At 72.1% G+C, this 16,384-nt stretch carries 18 protein-coding genes; 4 read left to right on the top strand and 14 right to left on the bottom strand.

The annotated features are described in order from the left end of the window. Window positions 1-159: 159 nt before the first annotated feature. The 6 genes from E1218_RS37790 to E1218_RS17425 all read right to left on the bottom strand — a co-directional run bounded on the left by E1218_RS37790 (window position 160) and on the right by E1218_RS17425 (window position 4,985). Window positions 160-771 (bottom strand): DUF3618 domain-containing protein, encoded by a 612-nt coding sequence (locus E1218_RS37790; protein WP_132321376.1) that lies wholly within the window; start codon window positions 769-771, stop codon window positions 160-162. After that, on the bottom strand, window positions 747-1,124 hold the full coding sequence (locus tag E1218_RS17445) for a phage holin family protein (protein WP_233712288.1): 378 nt from the start codon (window positions 1,122-1,124) through the stop codon (window positions 747-749). The genes E1218_RS37790 and E1218_RS17445 overlap by 25 nt, the downstream gene beginning before the upstream one ends. 49 nt (window positions 1,125-1,173) lie before the next feature. Continuing rightward, window positions 1,174-1,920 (bottom strand): hypothetical protein, encoded by a 747-nt coding sequence (locus tag E1218_RS17440; protein ID WP_132321372.1) that lies wholly within the window; start codon window positions 1,918-1,920, stop codon window positions 1,174-1,176. Window positions 1,921-2,203: 283 nt separating this feature from the next. Then, window positions 2,204-2,989: an SDR family oxidoreductase gene (locus E1218_RS17435; protein WP_132321370.1), complete on the bottom strand. Its 786-nt coding sequence runs from the start codon at window positions 2,987-2,989 to the stop codon at window positions 2,204-2,206. A 53-nt stretch (window positions 2,990-3,042) separates the two neighbouring features. Then, window positions 3,043-4,422 carry a serine/threonine-protein kinase gene (locus tag E1218_RS17430; protein WP_132321368.1) on the bottom strand — a complete coding sequence of 460 codons (1,380 nt, stop codon included), beginning with the start codon at window positions 4,420-4,422 and terminating at the stop codon, window positions 3,043-3,045. Then, window positions 4,413-4,985, bottom strand: coding sequence for an Rv1733c family protein (locus tag E1218_RS17425; protein WP_132321366.1), 573 nt, complete (start codon window positions 4,983-4,985; stop codon window positions 4,413-4,415). The genes E1218_RS17430 and E1218_RS17425 overlap by 10 nt, the downstream gene beginning before the upstream one ends. 323 nt (window positions 4,986-5,308) lie before the next feature. Between E1218_RS17425 and E1218_RS17420 the strand changes: the two genes are divergently transcribed. Next, window positions 5,309-5,917 (top strand): sigma-70 family RNA polymerase sigma factor, encoded by a 609-nt coding sequence (locus E1218_RS17420; protein ID WP_132321364.1) that lies wholly within the window; start codon window positions 5,309-5,311, stop codon window positions 5,915-5,917. Window positions 5,918-5,981: 64 nt separating this feature from the next. Here E1218_RS17420 and E1218_RS17415 read toward each other — a convergent pair whose 3' ends face one another. Further along, window positions 5,982-6,830: an alpha/beta hydrolase gene (locus tag E1218_RS17415; RefSeq protein WP_202866063.1), complete on the bottom strand. Its 849-nt coding sequence runs from the start codon at window positions 6,828-6,830 to the stop codon at window positions 5,982-5,984. Window positions 6,831-7,039: 209 nt separating this feature from the next. Here E1218_RS17415 and E1218_RS17410 point away from each other — a divergent pair, with 209 nt between their 5' ends. Beyond that, window positions 7,040-7,918 carry a GTP-binding protein LepA gene (locus E1218_RS17410; protein WP_233712286.1) on the top strand — a complete coding sequence of 293 codons (879 nt, stop codon included), beginning with the start codon at window positions 7,040-7,042 and terminating at the stop codon, window positions 7,916-7,918. A gap of 1 nt (window position 7,919) precedes the next feature. Here the strand turns inward: E1218_RS17410 and E1218_RS17405 are convergent, their stop codons facing one another. From E1218_RS17405 to E1218_RS17375, 7 genes are all read right to left on the bottom strand, one after another. Further along, window positions 7,920-8,858, bottom strand: a complete 939-nt coding sequence (locus tag E1218_RS17405) for a hypothetical protein (RefSeq protein ID WP_132321360.1) — start codon at window positions 8,856-8,858, stop codon at window positions 7,920-7,922. Beyond that, window positions 8,855-9,343 carry a hypothetical protein gene (locus E1218_RS17400; protein WP_132321358.1) on the bottom strand — a complete coding sequence of 163 codons (489 nt, stop codon included), beginning with the start codon at window positions 9,341-9,343 and terminating at the stop codon, window positions 8,855-8,857. The genes E1218_RS17405 and E1218_RS17400 overlap by 4 nt, the downstream gene beginning before the upstream one ends. Further along, window positions 9,340-10,569, bottom strand: coding sequence for a macrolide family glycosyltransferase (locus E1218_RS17395; protein ID WP_132321356.1), 1,230 nt, complete (start codon window positions 10,567-10,569; stop codon window positions 9,340-9,342). Before E1218_RS17395 ends, E1218_RS17400 begins: the two co-directional genes overlap by 4 nt. Further along, window positions 10,566-11,495 carry a patatin-like phospholipase family protein gene (locus E1218_RS17390; RefSeq protein WP_132321354.1) on the bottom strand — a complete coding sequence of 310 codons (930 nt, stop codon included), beginning with the start codon at window positions 11,493-11,495 and terminating at the stop codon, window positions 10,566-10,568. The genes E1218_RS17395 and E1218_RS17390 overlap by 4 nt, the downstream gene beginning before the upstream one ends. A 192-nt stretch (window positions 11,496-11,687) precedes the next feature. Further along, entirely contained in the window at window positions 11,688-12,230 is a 543-nt protein-coding gene (locus E1218_RS17385) for an Lrp/AsnC family transcriptional regulator (protein WP_132321352.1), read from the bottom strand. Further along, on the bottom strand, window positions 12,217-13,689 hold the full coding sequence (locus E1218_RS17380; protein ID WP_132321350.1) for an aldehyde dehydrogenase family protein: 1,473 nt from the start codon (window positions 13,687-13,689) through the stop codon (window positions 12,217-12,219). The genes E1218_RS17385 and E1218_RS17380 overlap by 14 nt, the downstream gene beginning before the upstream one ends. Beyond that, on the bottom strand, window positions 13,679-14,434 hold the full coding sequence (locus E1218_RS17375) for an SDR family NAD(P)-dependent oxidoreductase (RefSeq protein ID WP_132321348.1): 756 nt from the start codon (window positions 14,432-14,434) through the stop codon (window positions 13,679-13,681). Before E1218_RS17375 ends, E1218_RS17380 begins: the two co-directional genes overlap by 11 nt. Window positions 14,435-14,538: 104 nt before the next feature. Between E1218_RS17375 and E1218_RS17370 the strand changes: the two genes are divergently transcribed. Continuing rightward, window positions 14,539-15,408, top strand: a complete 870-nt coding sequence (locus tag E1218_RS17370; RefSeq protein WP_132321346.1) for a carbohydrate kinase family protein — start codon at window positions 14,539-14,541, stop codon at window positions 15,406-15,408. After that, a complete protein-coding gene (locus tag E1218_RS17365) occupies window positions 15,401-16,321 on the top strand; it encodes a pseudouridine-5'-phosphate glycosidase (RefSeq protein ID WP_132321344.1) in 921 nt (306 codons plus the stop codon). The genes E1218_RS17370 and E1218_RS17365 overlap by 8 nt, the downstream gene beginning before the upstream one ends. Window positions 16,322-16,384 lie beyond the last annotated feature (63 nt).

The raw sequence follows: 16,384 nt of genomic DNA, 5'->3' as shown, positions 1-16,384 counted from the left end.
GGACTATTGCGGTACCCCGATTGCCGCGCTGTACGCCTCCGCGCGGCCGGCTGCGGTGGCAGCGGCTCGGCGGTGGCTCCGCCGAGCTCCGCTGCCTGGCCGCGGCCCATGACCAGGTTCCGGCAGCCGGACCCCCTCGTCGGCCGGCGCCGCCGATCGTCAGGCGGGGGAACCGGCCTGGCGGACGTTGCCCGCCGACTCCTTGGCGTCGCCCGCCATCTGCTGAGCCGCCGATCGGCCCTCGTCCGCCACCTCACCGGCGGCCTGGGATGCGGACTCCCGGACGTGCTCGACGGCTTCCTGCGCGGGCTCCTGCAACTGCTCCTTGACCTCCTGGGCCATCTGCGCGGCCTGCTCCTTCACCGGGCCGGCAGCGTCCATCGCCGTGTCCTTGGCGTCCTGCGCCAGCTCGCGTTCCTTCGTGGACGCGGGCATGGCCGCGGCCACGACCCAGCCGGCCGCGAACGCGATCACTCCGGCGGCCAGCGGCGCACCCCGGGTCCTCGCCCGGGCCATACCGGGCGCCGAGCCGACGGCGTCACCGACCTTGCTGCCGGCGTCCTGCACCGTCGACACCGCCGAACCGGCCGTGTCGCCGGCCGGCCCCATCACCTGTTCCTTGAGCCGGTGGGCGCCGGACTTCGCACGATCGACCCGCCGGCCGACGACGCGCCCCGGGCTGACCTTCTCGGTCAGGGCGTCGACGTCCCGGCCGACGTCGCGACGGGTCGCCTCGATCTCTCGTTTCAGCTGTTCCGGGTCTTCAGCCATTTCGCGTCCTCCTTGAGTGAGTCGACCGTCTGGTCGGGTTTCGGGTTGACCTCCCGCAGCTCCTTGCGTCCCGTCGACGCCAGCACGGCGGCGACGATCGCCCAGACGGCCGCGACGATGAGCGCTGCCCAGACGAGGTCCATGACTTCGTCCAGGGCCCACATCACCGTCAGTGAGACGAACAGCGCGACCATCCAGCCGGCGAACGCGGCTCCGCCGAGCATGCCCGCGCCTTTGCCGGCCTTCTTCGCCTCGACTCGGAGCTCGGCCTTCGCCAGCGCCAGCTCCTGTCGGGTCAACTGTCCCAGGTCGTTGGTCAGCTGGGAGACGAGCTGACCGACCGACTCATCCATCGACAACCGGTTCGGACCGCTGTCTGGTGGTGATCCGCCGACAGTCATGTCACTGGCCCGTTCCGGGCCCGAACCTCGGTGTCACCGGTACTCCCGGGTCCGGGTCCGGTGCGACCGGCGTGGGGGTCGGCGGTGGTGCCGAGGTGGGGGTGACCGGCGGAGCGGTCGACGGTGCCGGCGGAGGGGCGGGATACGCGTCGCCGACGGGATTCACGGTTCCGTTCCCGGTCGCCGTCCCGCCCGGCTCTGCCGCCGTTCTGCCCGCCGCGTCCGCGGTGCCGGCCGGCGTGGTGCCGCCCTCCGACAAGGCACGGGTCAGTCGACCGGCGACGACGCCCGCAGCCACCGCTGCCAGCAGGAACGTGCCCGGCTTCCGCCGGGCGAACCCGCGCATCTCCTCGAGCAGGTCGCCGGGCTCGTGCTTCTGCAGGAATTCCGCCGCCTGGTCAGTGAACTCGGCGCCGCGCTGCGCCAGCTGGGCACCCAGCCCGGACTGACCGTGCTCTGCCATCCCGCGCAGCTCGTCGCCGACCGAGCGCAGGCTGTTCGTGGCCCGTTCCTTCTGCTGACCCGCCTGCTGGACGAGTTCGTCCCGGGTCCGGCCAGCCATCCGCCGGGTCTCCTGGCCGAGGTCCGACCGGACGTCCGATGCCTTGTCCTTGACGGTCCCGGCAACCTGACGAGCAGCCTCGGCCGACGTTTCCTTCAGCTGCCCGGCCTCGTCCCGGGCGGCTTCGGTGACACCTTCCGCGGGTGGACTGCCGGCGTCCATCCGCTGGTTCGTCGTGGGCGTCATCTGACGACTCCTTCCAGGAGCGTGAGTGGTCTGTACGTGTCTGGTCTCCCGGCGGCACACTGTCGGACCCCCTGGGCTCCCGTCAGTACCCAGCCGGCAGCCCGGCAATCCCCAGTTCCACCCGCGATTCGAACCGATCAGAACGCATTCGAGCCAGTCAGGAGGGCACTGCGCGCGAAGGTGGCCACTGAGTCCGACGGGGATGTCGCCACCAGGCCGGATGGGTTGAGAAGACAGCCCATCCGGTCGCCCCGGACGAGCGGTGGCGGCTCGGGGCCGGCCCTCAGGGGCGTCGCCAGCCGGGGTCGGAGAGGTGGCTGCCGGCCATCGGGCCCATCTGCAACATGCCGCCGTCCGCGACCACGCTCGTCCCGGTCACGTACGACGCCTTCGGCGAGGCGAGGAACGCGATCACCGCGGCGATCTCGCGGGCGTCGCCGGGCCGCCCGAGGGGAACACCCGGACGGTCCTTGCCGTGCGGGTCCTCGTCGGTCTGGCCGGTCATCGGCGTTGCGATCTCGCCCGGCGCGACGGCGTTCGCGGTGATGCCGTACTCCCCCAGCTCGAGCGCCAGCGTCTTCATCAGCAGCCCCAGTCCGCCCTTGGCCGCGTCGTACGGGGCCGAGCCGACGCGCGGCTGGTGCTCGTGCACACTGGTGACCGCGATCAGCCGCCCGCCGCGCCCTTGGTCGATCATCCGCCGCGCCGCCTTCTGCAGGCAGAGGAACGCGCCGTCCAGGTCGACGTTCAGCACCCGGCGCCAGTCCTCGTAGGCAAGGTCCACCGCCAGCTCACTGGTGCCGGTCCCGCTGTTCGCGACGAGTACGTCGACACCGCCGAGGCGCTCGATCAGCCGGTCGATCGCCTCGGCCGCATCCGGGAGGACCTCGAGATCCAGCTGCTCGACCTCGGCCTTGCGGCCCAGGCCGCGGACCTCCTCGGCGGTTTCCTCGGCTCCGCCGTGGTCACTGTGCCAGGTGATCCCGACGTCGAAGCCGTCCTGCGCCAGCGCGACCGCGGCCGCTCTGCCGATACCGCTGTCCGATCCGGTCACAATCGCTTGAGGCATGCGCTCGCGGTACCCGCGTGGGTCACCGGAAAACGCCGCTCCGGCACCGTGCCCTAGTCGTCTCCGGGTTGGATGCCGGTGAGCTCGCCGGCCGGTGTCGGGCTCCCGGAGGCCGGAGTGCTCGACGGCGTGTCCGGAGGCGGCGTGCTCGAGGAGGTTTCCGTCGGCGTGCCAGTGGGCTCCGTCGGCGTGGTGCTGGTCTGCGGCGGAGTGCTGGGGGCTGTCGTGCTCGGTGGCGTCGTGGTGGGCCGGGACGTGGTGGGTGACGAAGGGGTCGAGGCCGGGGACTGAGAGGGTGCCTGAGTCGTCGGACCGGAGGTGGTCTCGTTCGTCGTGCTGGACCGGGTCGGGTCGGTGGACGAGGTCCGCGGCGTCGAGGCCGGCGTCCTGGACGTGACGCCGGGTTGCGGGCCGACATCGGTGGTCGGCGGCACGCGCGGGTCTTCGCGGTTGAGCAGGACGCCGGCGAAGACCGCGCCCGCCGTCGCGAGTACGGCGATCGCCGCGGCCAGCAGGATCCTGGTACGTCGCCGGCCGGACGAATCGACGGACTCGAGCACTCCCGTAGCCGGTGCCGGCGGCTCGGCCGCACCGACGGCCGCCGGGACCGCCGCGGCCACGGTCTGACCGCCGTGAGCCCGCAACGCGCCGTCCGCGATCTCGGCGGCCGACGGGCGGTCGGCGGGGTCCTTGGCCAGCATCCGGAGCAGAACGGCCTCGAACGCTCCGCCGAGCTCGGGGTCGATCGCACTCGGCGGGGTCGGCGCGGTGTCGACGTGCTGGTAGAGGATCGCCGTCGGGTGTTCCGCCGTGAACGGTGGCCGGCCGGTCACCAGCTGGTAGAGCACGCAGCCCAGGGAGTACACGTCGGCGGCCTTGCCTGCCTGGCCGCCCCGCGCCCGTTCGGGTGACAGGTAGAGCGTGCTGCCGATGATCTGGCCGGCCGCGGTCAGCGTGGTCGCACCGTCCCCTGGGAGCTGGGCGATGCCGAAGTCGGCGACCTTGACCGTCCCGTCGGCCGCCAGCAGCAGGTTGCCGGGCTTCACGTCCCGGTGGACGACGTCCTCCCGGTGCGCGGCCGCGAGGCCTGCGGCGGCCTGCTCGACGATCTGGATCGCGCGATCCTTCGGTAACGTTCCGTGGCCGGCGAGCTCGTCCGCGACCGTCCCGCCCTCGACCAGCTCCATCACCAGGAAGAACCCGTCGCCGTGGTTGCCGAAGTCGTAGACCGAGACGACGTGCGGATCGTTCAGCCGGGCGGCGGCCCGCGCCTCCCGGTGGAACCGCTCGGCCGCCCGCGCGTCCGGGTCCGACGGCAGCAGCACCTTGACTGCGACCGCGCGCCCCAACTGCTCGTCGGTCGCGCGGAACACTTCCCCCATGCCTCCGCGCCCGATCGACGGACCCAACCTGTACCGCTTCGCTACCAGCATTCCGACACCCGTACCCAGCCCCGACACAAACCAACCGGCGCCGAACGGCGCTCACCTGTAGCCGAACGCGCGCGGTGGGTCCCAGAGTTCCCGGTTGAGGTCCAGACCGGTGAGCGCTGGGCGCGGGTCCACCGGGCCGAGACCTGCGCCCACTCGCGGGCCCAGGCGTCGGCGCGGCGCCGGTCGAGCGGCCGGAGGGCCAGCCGGAACGATGCCCAGAGCAACGGCCAGGCGAGCATCGGCGACATCATCGCGGCAGCGGTGCCGGAGGCCGCGCTACCGGCGGATTCCCGGGGAGCCGGCACGATCGTGCCGGACCGGTCGAGCCAGACGGTCAGTCCGGTGCCGGCCATGGTGCCGATCATCACGTCGGCCGTTCCCACCCGGGAGACACCGGAGGCTTCCAGCCAGCCGATGCGAACGGGCGAGGTCACATGTCCCGGACTCGACGGGACGGTTCCCGCGGTGTTCTCCAGTGTTCGCGCCCGCACAGGGTGCAGCAGCGCCCGCTGCCGGGCCGCCTTCTCCTCGGCGCGGCCGTGGATCGTCGTACCGAGGGCCACTGGGTGGCGCTCATCACAGCCTCCTCGGTCGAAGTCTGCAGGGAATGACAGGGCAGATCCTCGGTCTGTGACGCCGTGAGCCGTCGGCACCACGGTGGCGGAATCCGTGGTCCGGCCCGGCGACCGCGTGGTCCGGCCCACCACGGAGTCCCCACGCAGTGACCCACGGGGTGGCCCACGGACTTCCCAGGGCGCGAACGCGCCGGCCGCGACGGACCGTGAGAGGTGGGGCCACAGACACCTGTCAGAGCGGGAGGGCCGGAAGCGTGAACGCCGGAAGCGTGCAGGGAAGAGTAGACAGCAGAACCGCTGGCGCGGGACGGATGACCGGTGACCTCGACGAGGCCGTCGCGGTCTTCGTCGCCGCGCGACCCCGGCTGATGGCGATCGCCTACCGCATCCTCGGCTGCACCGCCGAGGCCGAGGACGTCGTCCAGGAGACCTGGCTGCGCTGGCAGAAGGTGGACCGCACGATCGTCGCGAACCCGCAGGCGCTGCTCGCGACGATGACCGTCCGGCTCGCCGTCAACGTCCGCCAGTCCGCCCGCAGACGCCGCGAGACCCCGGTGGAGGCCTGGACCCCCGAGGCGGTCGACCCCGGCGACGACCCGGCGACCCGGGCCGAACGCCGCGACGCGCTCGAGCAGGCGGTGCTGGTGATGATGACGAGACTCACCCCGAGCGAACGCGCCGCCTACGTCCTCCGGGAGGCCTTCGACTACCCGTACCGGCAGATCTCGGAGGTCCTCCACCTCGGCGCCGCGAACGCCCGTCAGCTCGTCTGCCGGGCCCGCCGGCGGATCGCCGACGACAGCCGCGCGGCCGTGAGCACGGCGTCCCACCAGCACTTCCTGCACGCCTTCCTCAACGCCGCCCGGGCCGGCGACTTCACCGACCTGGAGACGTTCCTGGCCGCCGACCAGGCCGGCTGAGTGCGCTGGCCCACATGGAGGCCCACTGACCTGCACGGCCCGGCCGACCTCGGCAGCCGGCTAGCTAGCGGGCGACCGCTTTCGCGGCTCGCTCGATCAACCGGGTGGTCGTCCGCGGGTCAGTCATCAGGCCGACGTGTCCTTCCTCGAACGTCGTCAGGTTCGACCCGGCCCGGGTGGCCATCGTCCGCTGGACGCCGGCCGGGATGATCTTGTCCTCGGTACCGAGCAGGTACCACGACGGGATCGTCCGCCAGGCCGGGGTGCCCGACGGCTCGTTCAGGGCGCCGATCGTGGCCGCCCGCTGAGTGGCCGCGACGACGGCCTTGTCGTCGGCGCTCAGGCCGGTCGCGAACGAGGTGAAGACGGTCGACTCCTTCAGGTAGAGCTCGGTCTCCGCGGTGGGCGGAAGGGTCGCCGGAACGAAGTCGAAGATGGTCGTCGGGTCGGCGGACAGTGCGGAGTCCAAACCCGCCAACTGGGTCGCCGACTCACCGGTGTCGGGTGCGAAGGCGTTCACGTAGACCAGCGCCCTGACGTTGGGGTTGCCGGTGGCCGCGTTGGTGATGACGGCGCCGCCGTACGAGTGGCCCACCAGGACGACCGGACCCTGCACCGTGCCCAGGAAGGCCTTCACCGACGCCGCGTCACCCGACAGCGACCGCAGCGGGTTCGCGATAGCGCGGACCGTGTAGCCGTCGTCCTGGAGCCGCTCGACGACGCCGGTCCAGCTGGACGCGTCCGCCCAGGCACCGTGCACGAGGACGACGGTAGGCCTCGCCGACCGGCTGTGCTGGGCCGCGGCGCCGTGCACCGGAACCAGGCTGACGAGGAGCGCGAGTGCGGCGAGGAGGATCGGTACCGTGCGGAGTCGCCTCCTGGCGGGCGCTGTCTGACTGCGGGGACTGGTCATCGTTCCGTCCTGTTCCGTGGGTGATGTGACTCGTCTATAAGTCCGGGCACGCGCCGTCGGTGTGACACCGCCGATCCCCTGTCACAGGGCAACCGCTCGCACGGTCCTAGTGGGTACTTCGTTGCGACCGTCAACCACTGTTCGCAGCGCCGGCCCCCACCGAAGGTGACGCCATGCCCCAGTCGAGTACGCAGGGAGGACGAAGCGCTGTGCCCAGGCGCGTGTCCGCCGACGGTCTCCGTCGTTTCGTCGAGACCTTCGCCGAGGACCATCCACCGCTGTCACTCGCCGCCGCCGACCTGACCGTCAAGGACCCCGGTGAGGTGCGCCGCCGGTACGGCGGGGTGTTCAACTACCTGACCCGGGTCGAGCTCGAGGTCGAGCGGAACGTCCTCGAACTGCGCGCCCTGATGCCCGATGCGACCGAGACCGACCGGCTCTTCTACGAGGACGTCTGGTCACCGCAGGAGTTGCAGCACGGCATCCTGCTCGACGCGGTCCAGCAGAGCTTGGGCATGACTCCTGCCGAGACCGACCTGGCAGTCAGCGCCCGGATCCGGCTAATCGGCGTACTCTCGCACCTTCCCGGGATGCTCGGTGTCATCCGGCTGCTCTACTACCTGACCGGCGCGGCGACCGAACGGTCCGCGGTGATCGCGTACTCGCGCCTGGTCAACGGGCTCGGCGCGATGGGCGAGCACGCCATCGCCGAGACGGTGATCGCGCCGATCAGGCGGCAGGAACCGGGCCACTTCGCGTTCTACCGGATGTCGGCCGGGGTGCTGGTGGGCGAGGAGGGACTGAGCGACTGGCAGCTCCAGCTCGCCCGGATCCTGCGCCGCCGGTCGTTCGACCTCGTCGGCGTGAACAACCGTCGGCAGCGGGCCGACTTCGGTGACGTCGCCCGGGCGCTCGAGTTCGACCGGGACCTGCCGGAGGTCGCCCGCCAGGTGAGCCTGGTGGAACGTGAGCTCCTCTGGGCCGAGCGGCAGGGGCTCGAGGTCCCCGGTTACATCATGGCCGCGCTCGAGGAGGCGATTGCCCTGAGCAACGCCCGGAGCGGGCGGTTCGACCCGGCAGGTTCGTAGCTTAAGGCAACGAGTCGTCGGTGGCCGCGGCCGCCCCATGGCGCGCCCGGATGAGCTCGAGCACCGTCTCGGCCGTGCGGTCCAAGTGGCTGCGGCCGTCCGGCAGCATCGCGGTCGGGCTGATGTAGCTGCGCGGCCCGACGTGCGTGGCCGGATCGAGCCGGTGGACGGTGATCCTGCCGGCGCGAAGCGCCCGGTTCCAGCCGGTACGGCGGAACAGGCGCCAGCGCTGCGGGAAGATCCAGGTCCCGACCCGCTCGATCCGGTCGTTCGCACTCGTCAGCTGGTGCACGTGCTCGGCCTGCGTGAGGTCGTTGGCTCCGTTGTGGAACCCACCGAGCAGGATCAGCATCAACGGGCAGCGCAGCTGCTTGGACAGCTCGTCCACCGCTCCGGTGGCCACCTGGGCACCGCCGCTGTAGCTCAGCAGGACGACTGGGATACCGCTACCCGGCTGGTAGCCCGCCAGCCGCAGCTGCGTGGCGATCTGGCCGCCGACGGCACGGTTGTACAGCGGCCGGTACCGCCGGTCGGCGGCGACGAACGTCTGCATGACGTTGTGCAGGAACAGCAGCAGCCCGGCCCGGCGGCGCAGCCAGTTCCACACCGGCCGGCCGGACAAGGGCGCGGCCAGTGGCGAGTACGGCTGGACCTGTCCGAGCACGCGCAACTCCGGCGCTCCGGCCAGCAAGGCCTTGACCAGCTGACCGCCGTCCCGGCTGTCGTGGAAGTGACGCTTTCCGATGCCGTCGAGAAAGACCAGGTAGGCGGCCGGCGGCCGGTCGGGGGCAGCACCCCGGGCATAGGGCAGGCCCTTCGGAAGCTGCGTGACCGGAGTCCGCCAGCCGACGCTGTACGCGAGTACCTCGTAGCGGGCCAGCAGCGCTTCGACGATCAGGGCCAGCCCGAGCCCGACGATCCAGAGCAGCAGGCCGTTCACGCGATCGCTTCCCGGGCGCCGGAGGCGAGGACCGCCGCGACCAGACGCCGTACCAGGTCGACCGCGAGGGCGAGACCGACGCCGGCCGCGGTCACGCAGCCGGCGGCGATCCCCCATCCCATCCCGCTCGCCTCCGCGAGCGCACCGGCCAGACCGGCGCCGACGGCAACCAACAGCAGGAAGTGCAGCAACGGACCGAGCCAGGGGAACGCAAGGATGGCCCCGAGAACCAGCGGAGCGATCAGACCTGGCGTCCACACCAGCCCGGACGTGTCCGACCGTGCGGCCGGGTGGATCACCTCGGCGAGCGCCCACGCGGTCAGCGGCCAGAGCGCGATCACGGTGGCCTCGATCAGGGCCCCGACCAGCAGCAGACCGGCCACCAGCGGGCGCGACATCCCCGGCCGGCGCGAGAAAGGCGGAAGGACGCGACCGGTCGCCTCGGACAGGCCGGCCAGCAGCACGAGCGCGATGACCGGTGTCATCGATCAGCCTCCCGCGCGGGATCGGCGGGCGCCGGCTGCACGACCGCACCGGTCGCTCGCAGGTAGCGTTCGAGCTCGTCCGCGGCCCGGCGGTATCCGCCCGCGCCGCGCTGCTCAGCCCGCAGCGTGGCCGCGGCCGCCCGGAACCGCGGATCGTCCAGCAGTTGCCGGGCGCACGTCTGTACGGTCGCCTCGGCCACCTCGTCGGTCCGCAGCGTCAGGCCGGCTCCGAGTCCGACGATGCGCGCGGCGACCAGCGGCTGGTCGGCCCCTTGGGGAACCACGAGCATCGGGACCCCGGCGTACATGGCCTCGTTGACGCTGTTCATCCCGCCGTGGGTGACGAACAGGGCGGCCCGGGCCAGTACGTCGGGCTGTGGCACGGAGCGGCGTACGAGCACGTTGGCGGGCAGCACGCCCAGCGCGGTGGGGTCCGTCTGGCCGGACGAGATCACCACGGAGCCGGCCAGCGGAGCGAGGGCGAGGGCGATGGTCCGCAGGAGCGCCGGCTCGGCCTTGAAGACCGTGCCCAGGGAGACGTACAGCACCGGGTCCTGCAGCTGGTCGGCCGGAAACAGCGCGTCGGCGGGACGGGCGCCGATGCTCGGGCCGACGAACCGGTAGGACTGGTCGAGCTCCTCCGCGCCGGGCTGGAAGGCCGGCGACGTGTAGACGAGGTTGAGCAGCTGCCGGATGTTGCCCAGGTCAACCAGCGGCAACCCGCGTAGGTCGTACCGGCGGCGCAGCTCCCAGCGTGCCCGCAGGTAGCCCAGGGCACTGCTCGGCCGGGACACCGCCGCGAGCAACAGGTCCCACGAGACGGCTGTGGGACTGGGCACTCGCTGGTTGAAGGCGAATGTGGTGAACGACGAGACCGCCGGCACCCCGAGCTCACGCGCCGCCACGGCACCCCACGGACACGCGGCGTCGTGGAGGATCAGGTCGGGCCGGACCTCGCGCAACTCGGTGAGCACGCTGGGCAGCACCTGGACGGCGGTCCGCGCGAGTCCCTCCAGCAGGACGAGTGGGATGGGCGGATCCGGCAACGACTGTTCGCCGCCGGGGTAGAGCCGGACGCCCGCACCGGCGGCCTCGATCTCCGCCCGGAAGGCCGGCGAGGTGTGGTAGCTGACCGTGTGCCCACGCCGCACCAGCTCTGCCACCACCGGCAGAGTCGGGTTGACGCGGCCGTGCATGGCGATGTTCAGGAACGCGACGGTGCTCACTGACCGGCCCCCGATCGGAAGGAGATGACTGATTCGGCCTGGCCGACGGGATCGCCGGTCCGGTACAGACCGGGACCGCTGACAGTCAGCCGGTCGAGGAAGCGCCCCGCGGTGACGGACGCGGTGCTGATCAGGCGCTGGGAATGACTGAAGTCCCACGGCGCGGGCCATTCGTCCACACCGGTCGGCAGGACGACGGTCGGAAGGCGCTGGGAAACGTCCTGCAGGTCGACCTCGATCTGGTGATGCACCTGCAGGACGGCGGCTCGGGAGGCGATCGCGCCGGGACGACGCCGTGGCAGGACCGGACGGACCGGCCAGCTCGCGGGACCCGTCGACAGGACCACCACGCTTTCCGCCCCCGCCTGCTCGGCTTCGCGGACGGGAACGTAGGCAACCAGCCCGCCGTCGACAAGGGTCCGGCCGTCCCGGACGACCGGAGGCAGGGCACCCGGGATCGCCGCACTGGCCAGCAGCGCGGACGGCAGGTCCCCGCGGTCGAGCCGGACCGGATCACCGGTGGCCAGATCCATCGCCACCGCGGTGAACGGGATCGGCAACTGCTCGATCCGCGCCGGCAGCTCGGCCCGCGCGATCAGCCGGCGCAGGCCGCGGTCGGTGAAGATGCTCGTCCGCGACGACAGGTACCCCAGCGGAAACACGTCCCGTCGGCGCAGCCGGGTCCACACCTGGTCGAGCCACGGTGCGGCCCGGTCGGGATGGGCGGCCGCGATCGCCCCGGTGAGCGCGCCCACCGACGTCCCGACGATCAGGTCGGGGACGAACTTGCGGTGCTCCAGCGCGTAGCCGACGCCGACGTGTGCCGCGCCGAGCACGCCGCCGCCGCCCAGCGCGACGGCGACCGGACGGGGAAGCGCGTCCAGGCCGGTCGTCCGCGGGTCGTCCTGGCGCCATGTCGTACCCATGACTTCCTCTTCCTGACCAGGTCCTCGGCTACCTGTCACCAACCAGGACCGGACGGCCCGCCAACTTGTGACAGCGACCCGTTGAAGGGCAGGACCGGTGCGCCGGAGAGCACGGCCAGGATCAGGACGCCGGCCGCGAACACGAGGTGCTGCCACCCTCGGGGCGGGACCACAGACGCCGGCCGGTGAGCGTCAGCTGGGCTCGAGTTTGTGCAGCAGGCCGGCGCCGAAGTCCTTGGCCGGCATCTCGGCGACGGACAGCAGCGTCGCGGTCCGCTGGATGCCGGGGATGCGCCAGACCTGCTCCATCAGGATGGTCCTCAGTTCGCCGTAGTCGCGGACGCGCATCCGGATCAGCAGATCGAGCTCGCCGGTGACCAGGGTGACGTCCTCGACCTCCGCGAGGTCCCAGAGGCCGGCCATGATCGCGGCGACGTCGTACCCGGGCGCCGCCTCGATGGACAGGAAGACGACCTGGCCGTAGCCGACGACCGACCAGTCGACCTGGGCGCGGTAGCCGGTGACGACGCCGTTGCGTTCCAGCCGGGCCATCCGCTCGCCGACGGTGGGAGCCGAGACGCCCAGGATGGCCGCGATCTGGCGCTGCGACGCCCGGCAGTCGGCCACCAGGATCTTCAGCAGCGCGAGGTCGATCGCATCCAGGGCGTACGGCTCGCGCGGCGGCGCGGCCACGTCCTGGACGCGGGCCAGCGAAGAGTGGTCATCGGCGATCATCGGGGACCTTTCCGGGAGTCTCGGAGATGAGCCGGAGCTGGGTGAAGGCGAGAATGCCTTCGAGCCCGCCTTCGTAGCCGTAGCCGGAGTTGCCCAGCCCGCCCAGCGGTACGTCGGGCAGCGACGGCGCCAACTGGTTGACGCCGAGGTTCGAGGCGTTCACCCGCCGGGCGACCTCGTCGCGGATCCTCAGGCTGTCGGTGAACAGGTACGCCGCGAACGCGTACGGCGCGGCGTTGGCCGCGTCGATCGCTTCGTCCACCGTGCTGAACGACGACACGGTCGCGACCGGCCCGAACGGCTCCTCCGAGAGGATCCCGGCGTCCGCCGACGGCCCGGCGATCACGGTCGGCTCGAAGAAGAAGCCGTCGCGGTCCACCTGGCGACCACCGGTCGTGATCGTGCCACCCTGCTCGACGGCGTCCCGCACGAGCCGGACCAGCGCGTCCACCCGCCGCTGGTCCGCCACCGCGCCGAGCGTCACTCCCTCCTCGGTACCGTGACCGAGGACGTGAGCCTCGGCCGCGGCCGTCAGCTTCGCGACGAGGTCCTGATAGCGCGACTCGTGGACGATGTACCGCGTGGGCGCGACGCAGGACTGCCCGGCCGAGCCGAACTTGGCGCCGGCCGTGACCGCGACCACGTGATCCACGTCGGCGTCGGCCATCACCAGAACGGGTGCGTGCCCGCCGAGCTCGAGAACTGTGCGGATGAGGTTCGGAGCCGCCTGCGCGGCCAGCGCCTTGCCGACCGCGGTCGAGCCGGTGAACGACAGTGCCTTGATCGCCGGGGACGACGTCAGCTGTTCCGACACCGCCCGCGGATCGCCGAAGACGAGATTCACCACCCCGGCCGGCAGGCCCGCCTCCGCCAGCAGCTCCACGATCAGGCGGGCGGTCGCCGGCGCGAACTCGGAGGCTTTGAACACCACCGTGCAGCCGGCCGCGAGGGCCGCGCCCAGCTTCCGCGTGGCCAGGACCGCCGGGAAGTTCCAGGCGGTGACCACCGCAACCGCACCGAGCGGTGCCGGCACCGACGTACGTCGGGAGCCGGCGACCACCCCGGGGAACACGGACGCCTGGATCCGGCCTGCCTGCTCGCCGTTCCAGCGCAACGTCTGCACGGCCCGGCCGATCTCGCCGCGCGCGTCGGCCTCGGTCTTGCCGGTCTCCAGCAGGATCGTCGCCACCGCCTCCTCGGTCCGCTCCGCCAGCAGCCCGGCCGCCCGCCGGAGGACGTCTCCGCGCGCTGCGCCGGTCAGCCCGGACCACGCCGGAAACACGTTCTCGGCCGCCGCGATCGCCTCGGCGACCTGCCCGGCGGTGGCGAGCGACACCGTGCCGACGACCTGACCGTTGCCCGGGTCAACGTTCTCGAGAGTGCCGGCCCGGCCCGCGGTCCACCATCCGTCGACGAACAGGTCCGCGCTCATCCGGGCCGACGCCTGGTCAACGGACATAGGACGCGCCGTTCACGTCGATCGTCGTACCGGTCGCGTGCCTGGCCTGACCGGAGGCCAGGAACGCGATGATGTTGGCGACGTCCTGCGGCTGCGCGACCTCGCCGAGGCCGGTCTGCTGGGCGGCGACCGCGACGCCGACGGTGTCGCGGAAGTGCCGGTTCAGGTTGGTGTCGACGTACCCCGGGGCGATCGCGAAGGCGGTCACTCCCTGGCGGCCGTACTGGCGGGCGATCGTCCGGGTCATCGCGACCACGCCGGCCTTGGCCGCGGCGTAGTGCCAGTACTCCGGGTCCTCGCCGCGGAAGGCCGCGCGGGACGCCAGGTTGATGATGATGCCGCCGTCCGCGCGTGCGGAGTACGCGCTCACCGCCTCCCGGCAGAGCACCGCCGGCGCCTTCAGGTGGAGGTCGAGCGAGAAGTCCCACACCGCGAGCCACTCGTCGAGCGGAGCGCCCAGCGGCGCCGGCGGATACGCACCCGCGTTGTTCACCAGGACGTCGACCTGTCCCTTCGCGGCCCACGCCTCGTCCCAGAGCCGCTTCACCGCGGCCAGGTCGGTCAGATCGGCGACGAAGGTTGTCGCGCTGTCACCCAACTCCTGCGCCAGCGGCTCCAGGGCGCTGTCGGCGAGGTCGTGGATCAGCACGTGCCCGCCCTGCGCGACCACGGTCCGCGCGACCGCCGATCCGATCCCTCCCCCGGCACCGGTGACCAGCACGACTCGCCCCGCCAGACTGCTCATCGACACCCTCCTGGGCTTGTCATCTGTAAAGTAACGCCTGCTACAACCTCATCACTTGTGCACTTCGCCGCCACGATACCCTTACGGCAAGGAGGTGGATAGCTGTGCTCGTCTGCATCGGCGATCTGGTCGAGGACGTCGTGGTCTGGACCGACGGCGGGTCACGGACCGGGACCGACAACCCGGCGCGGATCCGGCGCGTCCGGGGTGGCGCGGCCTCCAACGTCGCCGCGTTCGCCGCGAGTCGGGGTACGCCGGTCCGGTTCGTCGGCCGCGTCGGCGACGACCCGGCCGGTGAGGCGCTCGTCCAGGAGCTGAGCAAGGCCGGCGTCGACGCCAGGGTCCAGCGCCGGGGACGGACCGGCACGATCGTCATCCTGGTCGACGCCTCCGGGGAACGGACGATGTACCCGGACCGGGCGGCCTCGGCCGAGCTCGCCGACGTCCCGGACTCCTGGATCTCCGGCGCGGCCGCGATCCACCTCTCGGCGTACTCGCTCACCGGACCGCCCGGCCAGGTCCTCCGCCAGGCCGCGGCCATCGCGCGGGCCGAGGGCGCGGTACTCGCCGTCGACGGGTCCTCGGTCGCTCTCATCGACTCCGTCGGCCCGGCGACCTTCCGCGACCTGGTCGGCGCACTGCGGCCGGGGTACGTGTTCGCGAACGGCGCCGAAGCCGAGCTCGGGTCATTGCGCGACCTCGCCGGCCGAGGTACGACGGTCGTGGTCAAGAACGGCCTGGATCCGACCGAGGTGCACTTCGGTGACGGCCGGTCGGCCGCGGTCCCGGTCCCGCCGGTCGACCGGGTGCTGGACACGACCGGCGCCGGCGACGCGTTCGCCGCCGGTTTCCTGTCCGCCGTACTGCAGCAGGCAGAGCCTCTCGAGGCGGTCGCAGCGGGCCACGCCCTCGCAAGTAGGGTCCTCACTGAGCCAGGCGCCACCCTCCACGCACCAGGAGCCGTACGTGACTGACAACCCCGCCGGACTCGTCGTCGCTGACGACGTCGCGCACGCCCTGGCCGAGGGAGGTGCGGTCGTCGCGCTGGAGTCGACGATCTTCTCGAACCTCGGGCTGCCCGCCCCCGCGAACGCGGAGGCACTCGCCCGCTGCAAACAGGCCGTCCTCGACCAGGGCGCCGTGCCGGCCGTGACCGCGATCCTCGATGGCCGGCCGCACGTCGGTCTCACCGCCGACGAGGAGAAGCGCGTCCTGCACGGCACCCGGAAGGTCGCCGAGCGCGATCTGGCGGTGGCCCGGGCACAGGGGTGGGACGTCGGCGTCACCACGGTGTCGGCCTCGGTCGCGCTGGCGCACGCCGCCGGCATCTCGGTCTTCGCCACCGGCGGCATCGGCGGTGTCCATCGCGGGTCGGAGGTCACCGGGGACATCTCGGCCGACCTGGACGCGATCGCCAACCACCCGATCGTCACCGTCAGCGCCGGCGCCAAGGCGTTCCTCGACCTGCCCCGGACGCTCGAGTACCTCGAGACCGTCGGCGTGCCCGTGCTCGGCTGGCAGCACGACTGGTTCCCGGCGTTCTACACCCGATCCAGCGGGCTGCCGGTCCCCCACCGGGTCGACGACGAGCAGGTGGTCTGCGACGTACTGCGCTTCCGCACGCGACCGTCGACCGGGGTCCTCCTGACCGTCCCGATCCCGGTCGCCGACGAGATCCCGGAGGCGCACATCGACGCGGTCCTCGCCGCCGCGCTCGAGTCGAGCACCGCGGCGGGAATCACCGGCCCGGCGGTCACGCCGTACGTCCTCGAACGGATCGAGAAGGAAACCGACGGCCGCAGCATCCCCGCCAACCTCGCCCTCGCCCGCAACAACGCCACCATCGCCGCCCGCATCGCCACCACCCTCGCGGCCACCGCCGGGTGACCGCACCCCCGCCCGACGGCAGGGGTGCGGCGGGACTCAGCGGTTCTCGAGCCAGGGGTCGTC

It is taken from the genome of Kribbella turkmenica, from assembly GCF_004348725.1.
In the GTDB taxonomy this organism is placed as follows: Bacteria; Actinomycetota; Actinomycetes; order Propionibacteriales; family Kribbellaceae; genus Kribbella; species Kribbella turkmenica.
The sequence above is the reverse complement of the archived record's forward strand: the minus strand, read 5'-3'. Positions and strand labels throughout refer to the sequence as shown.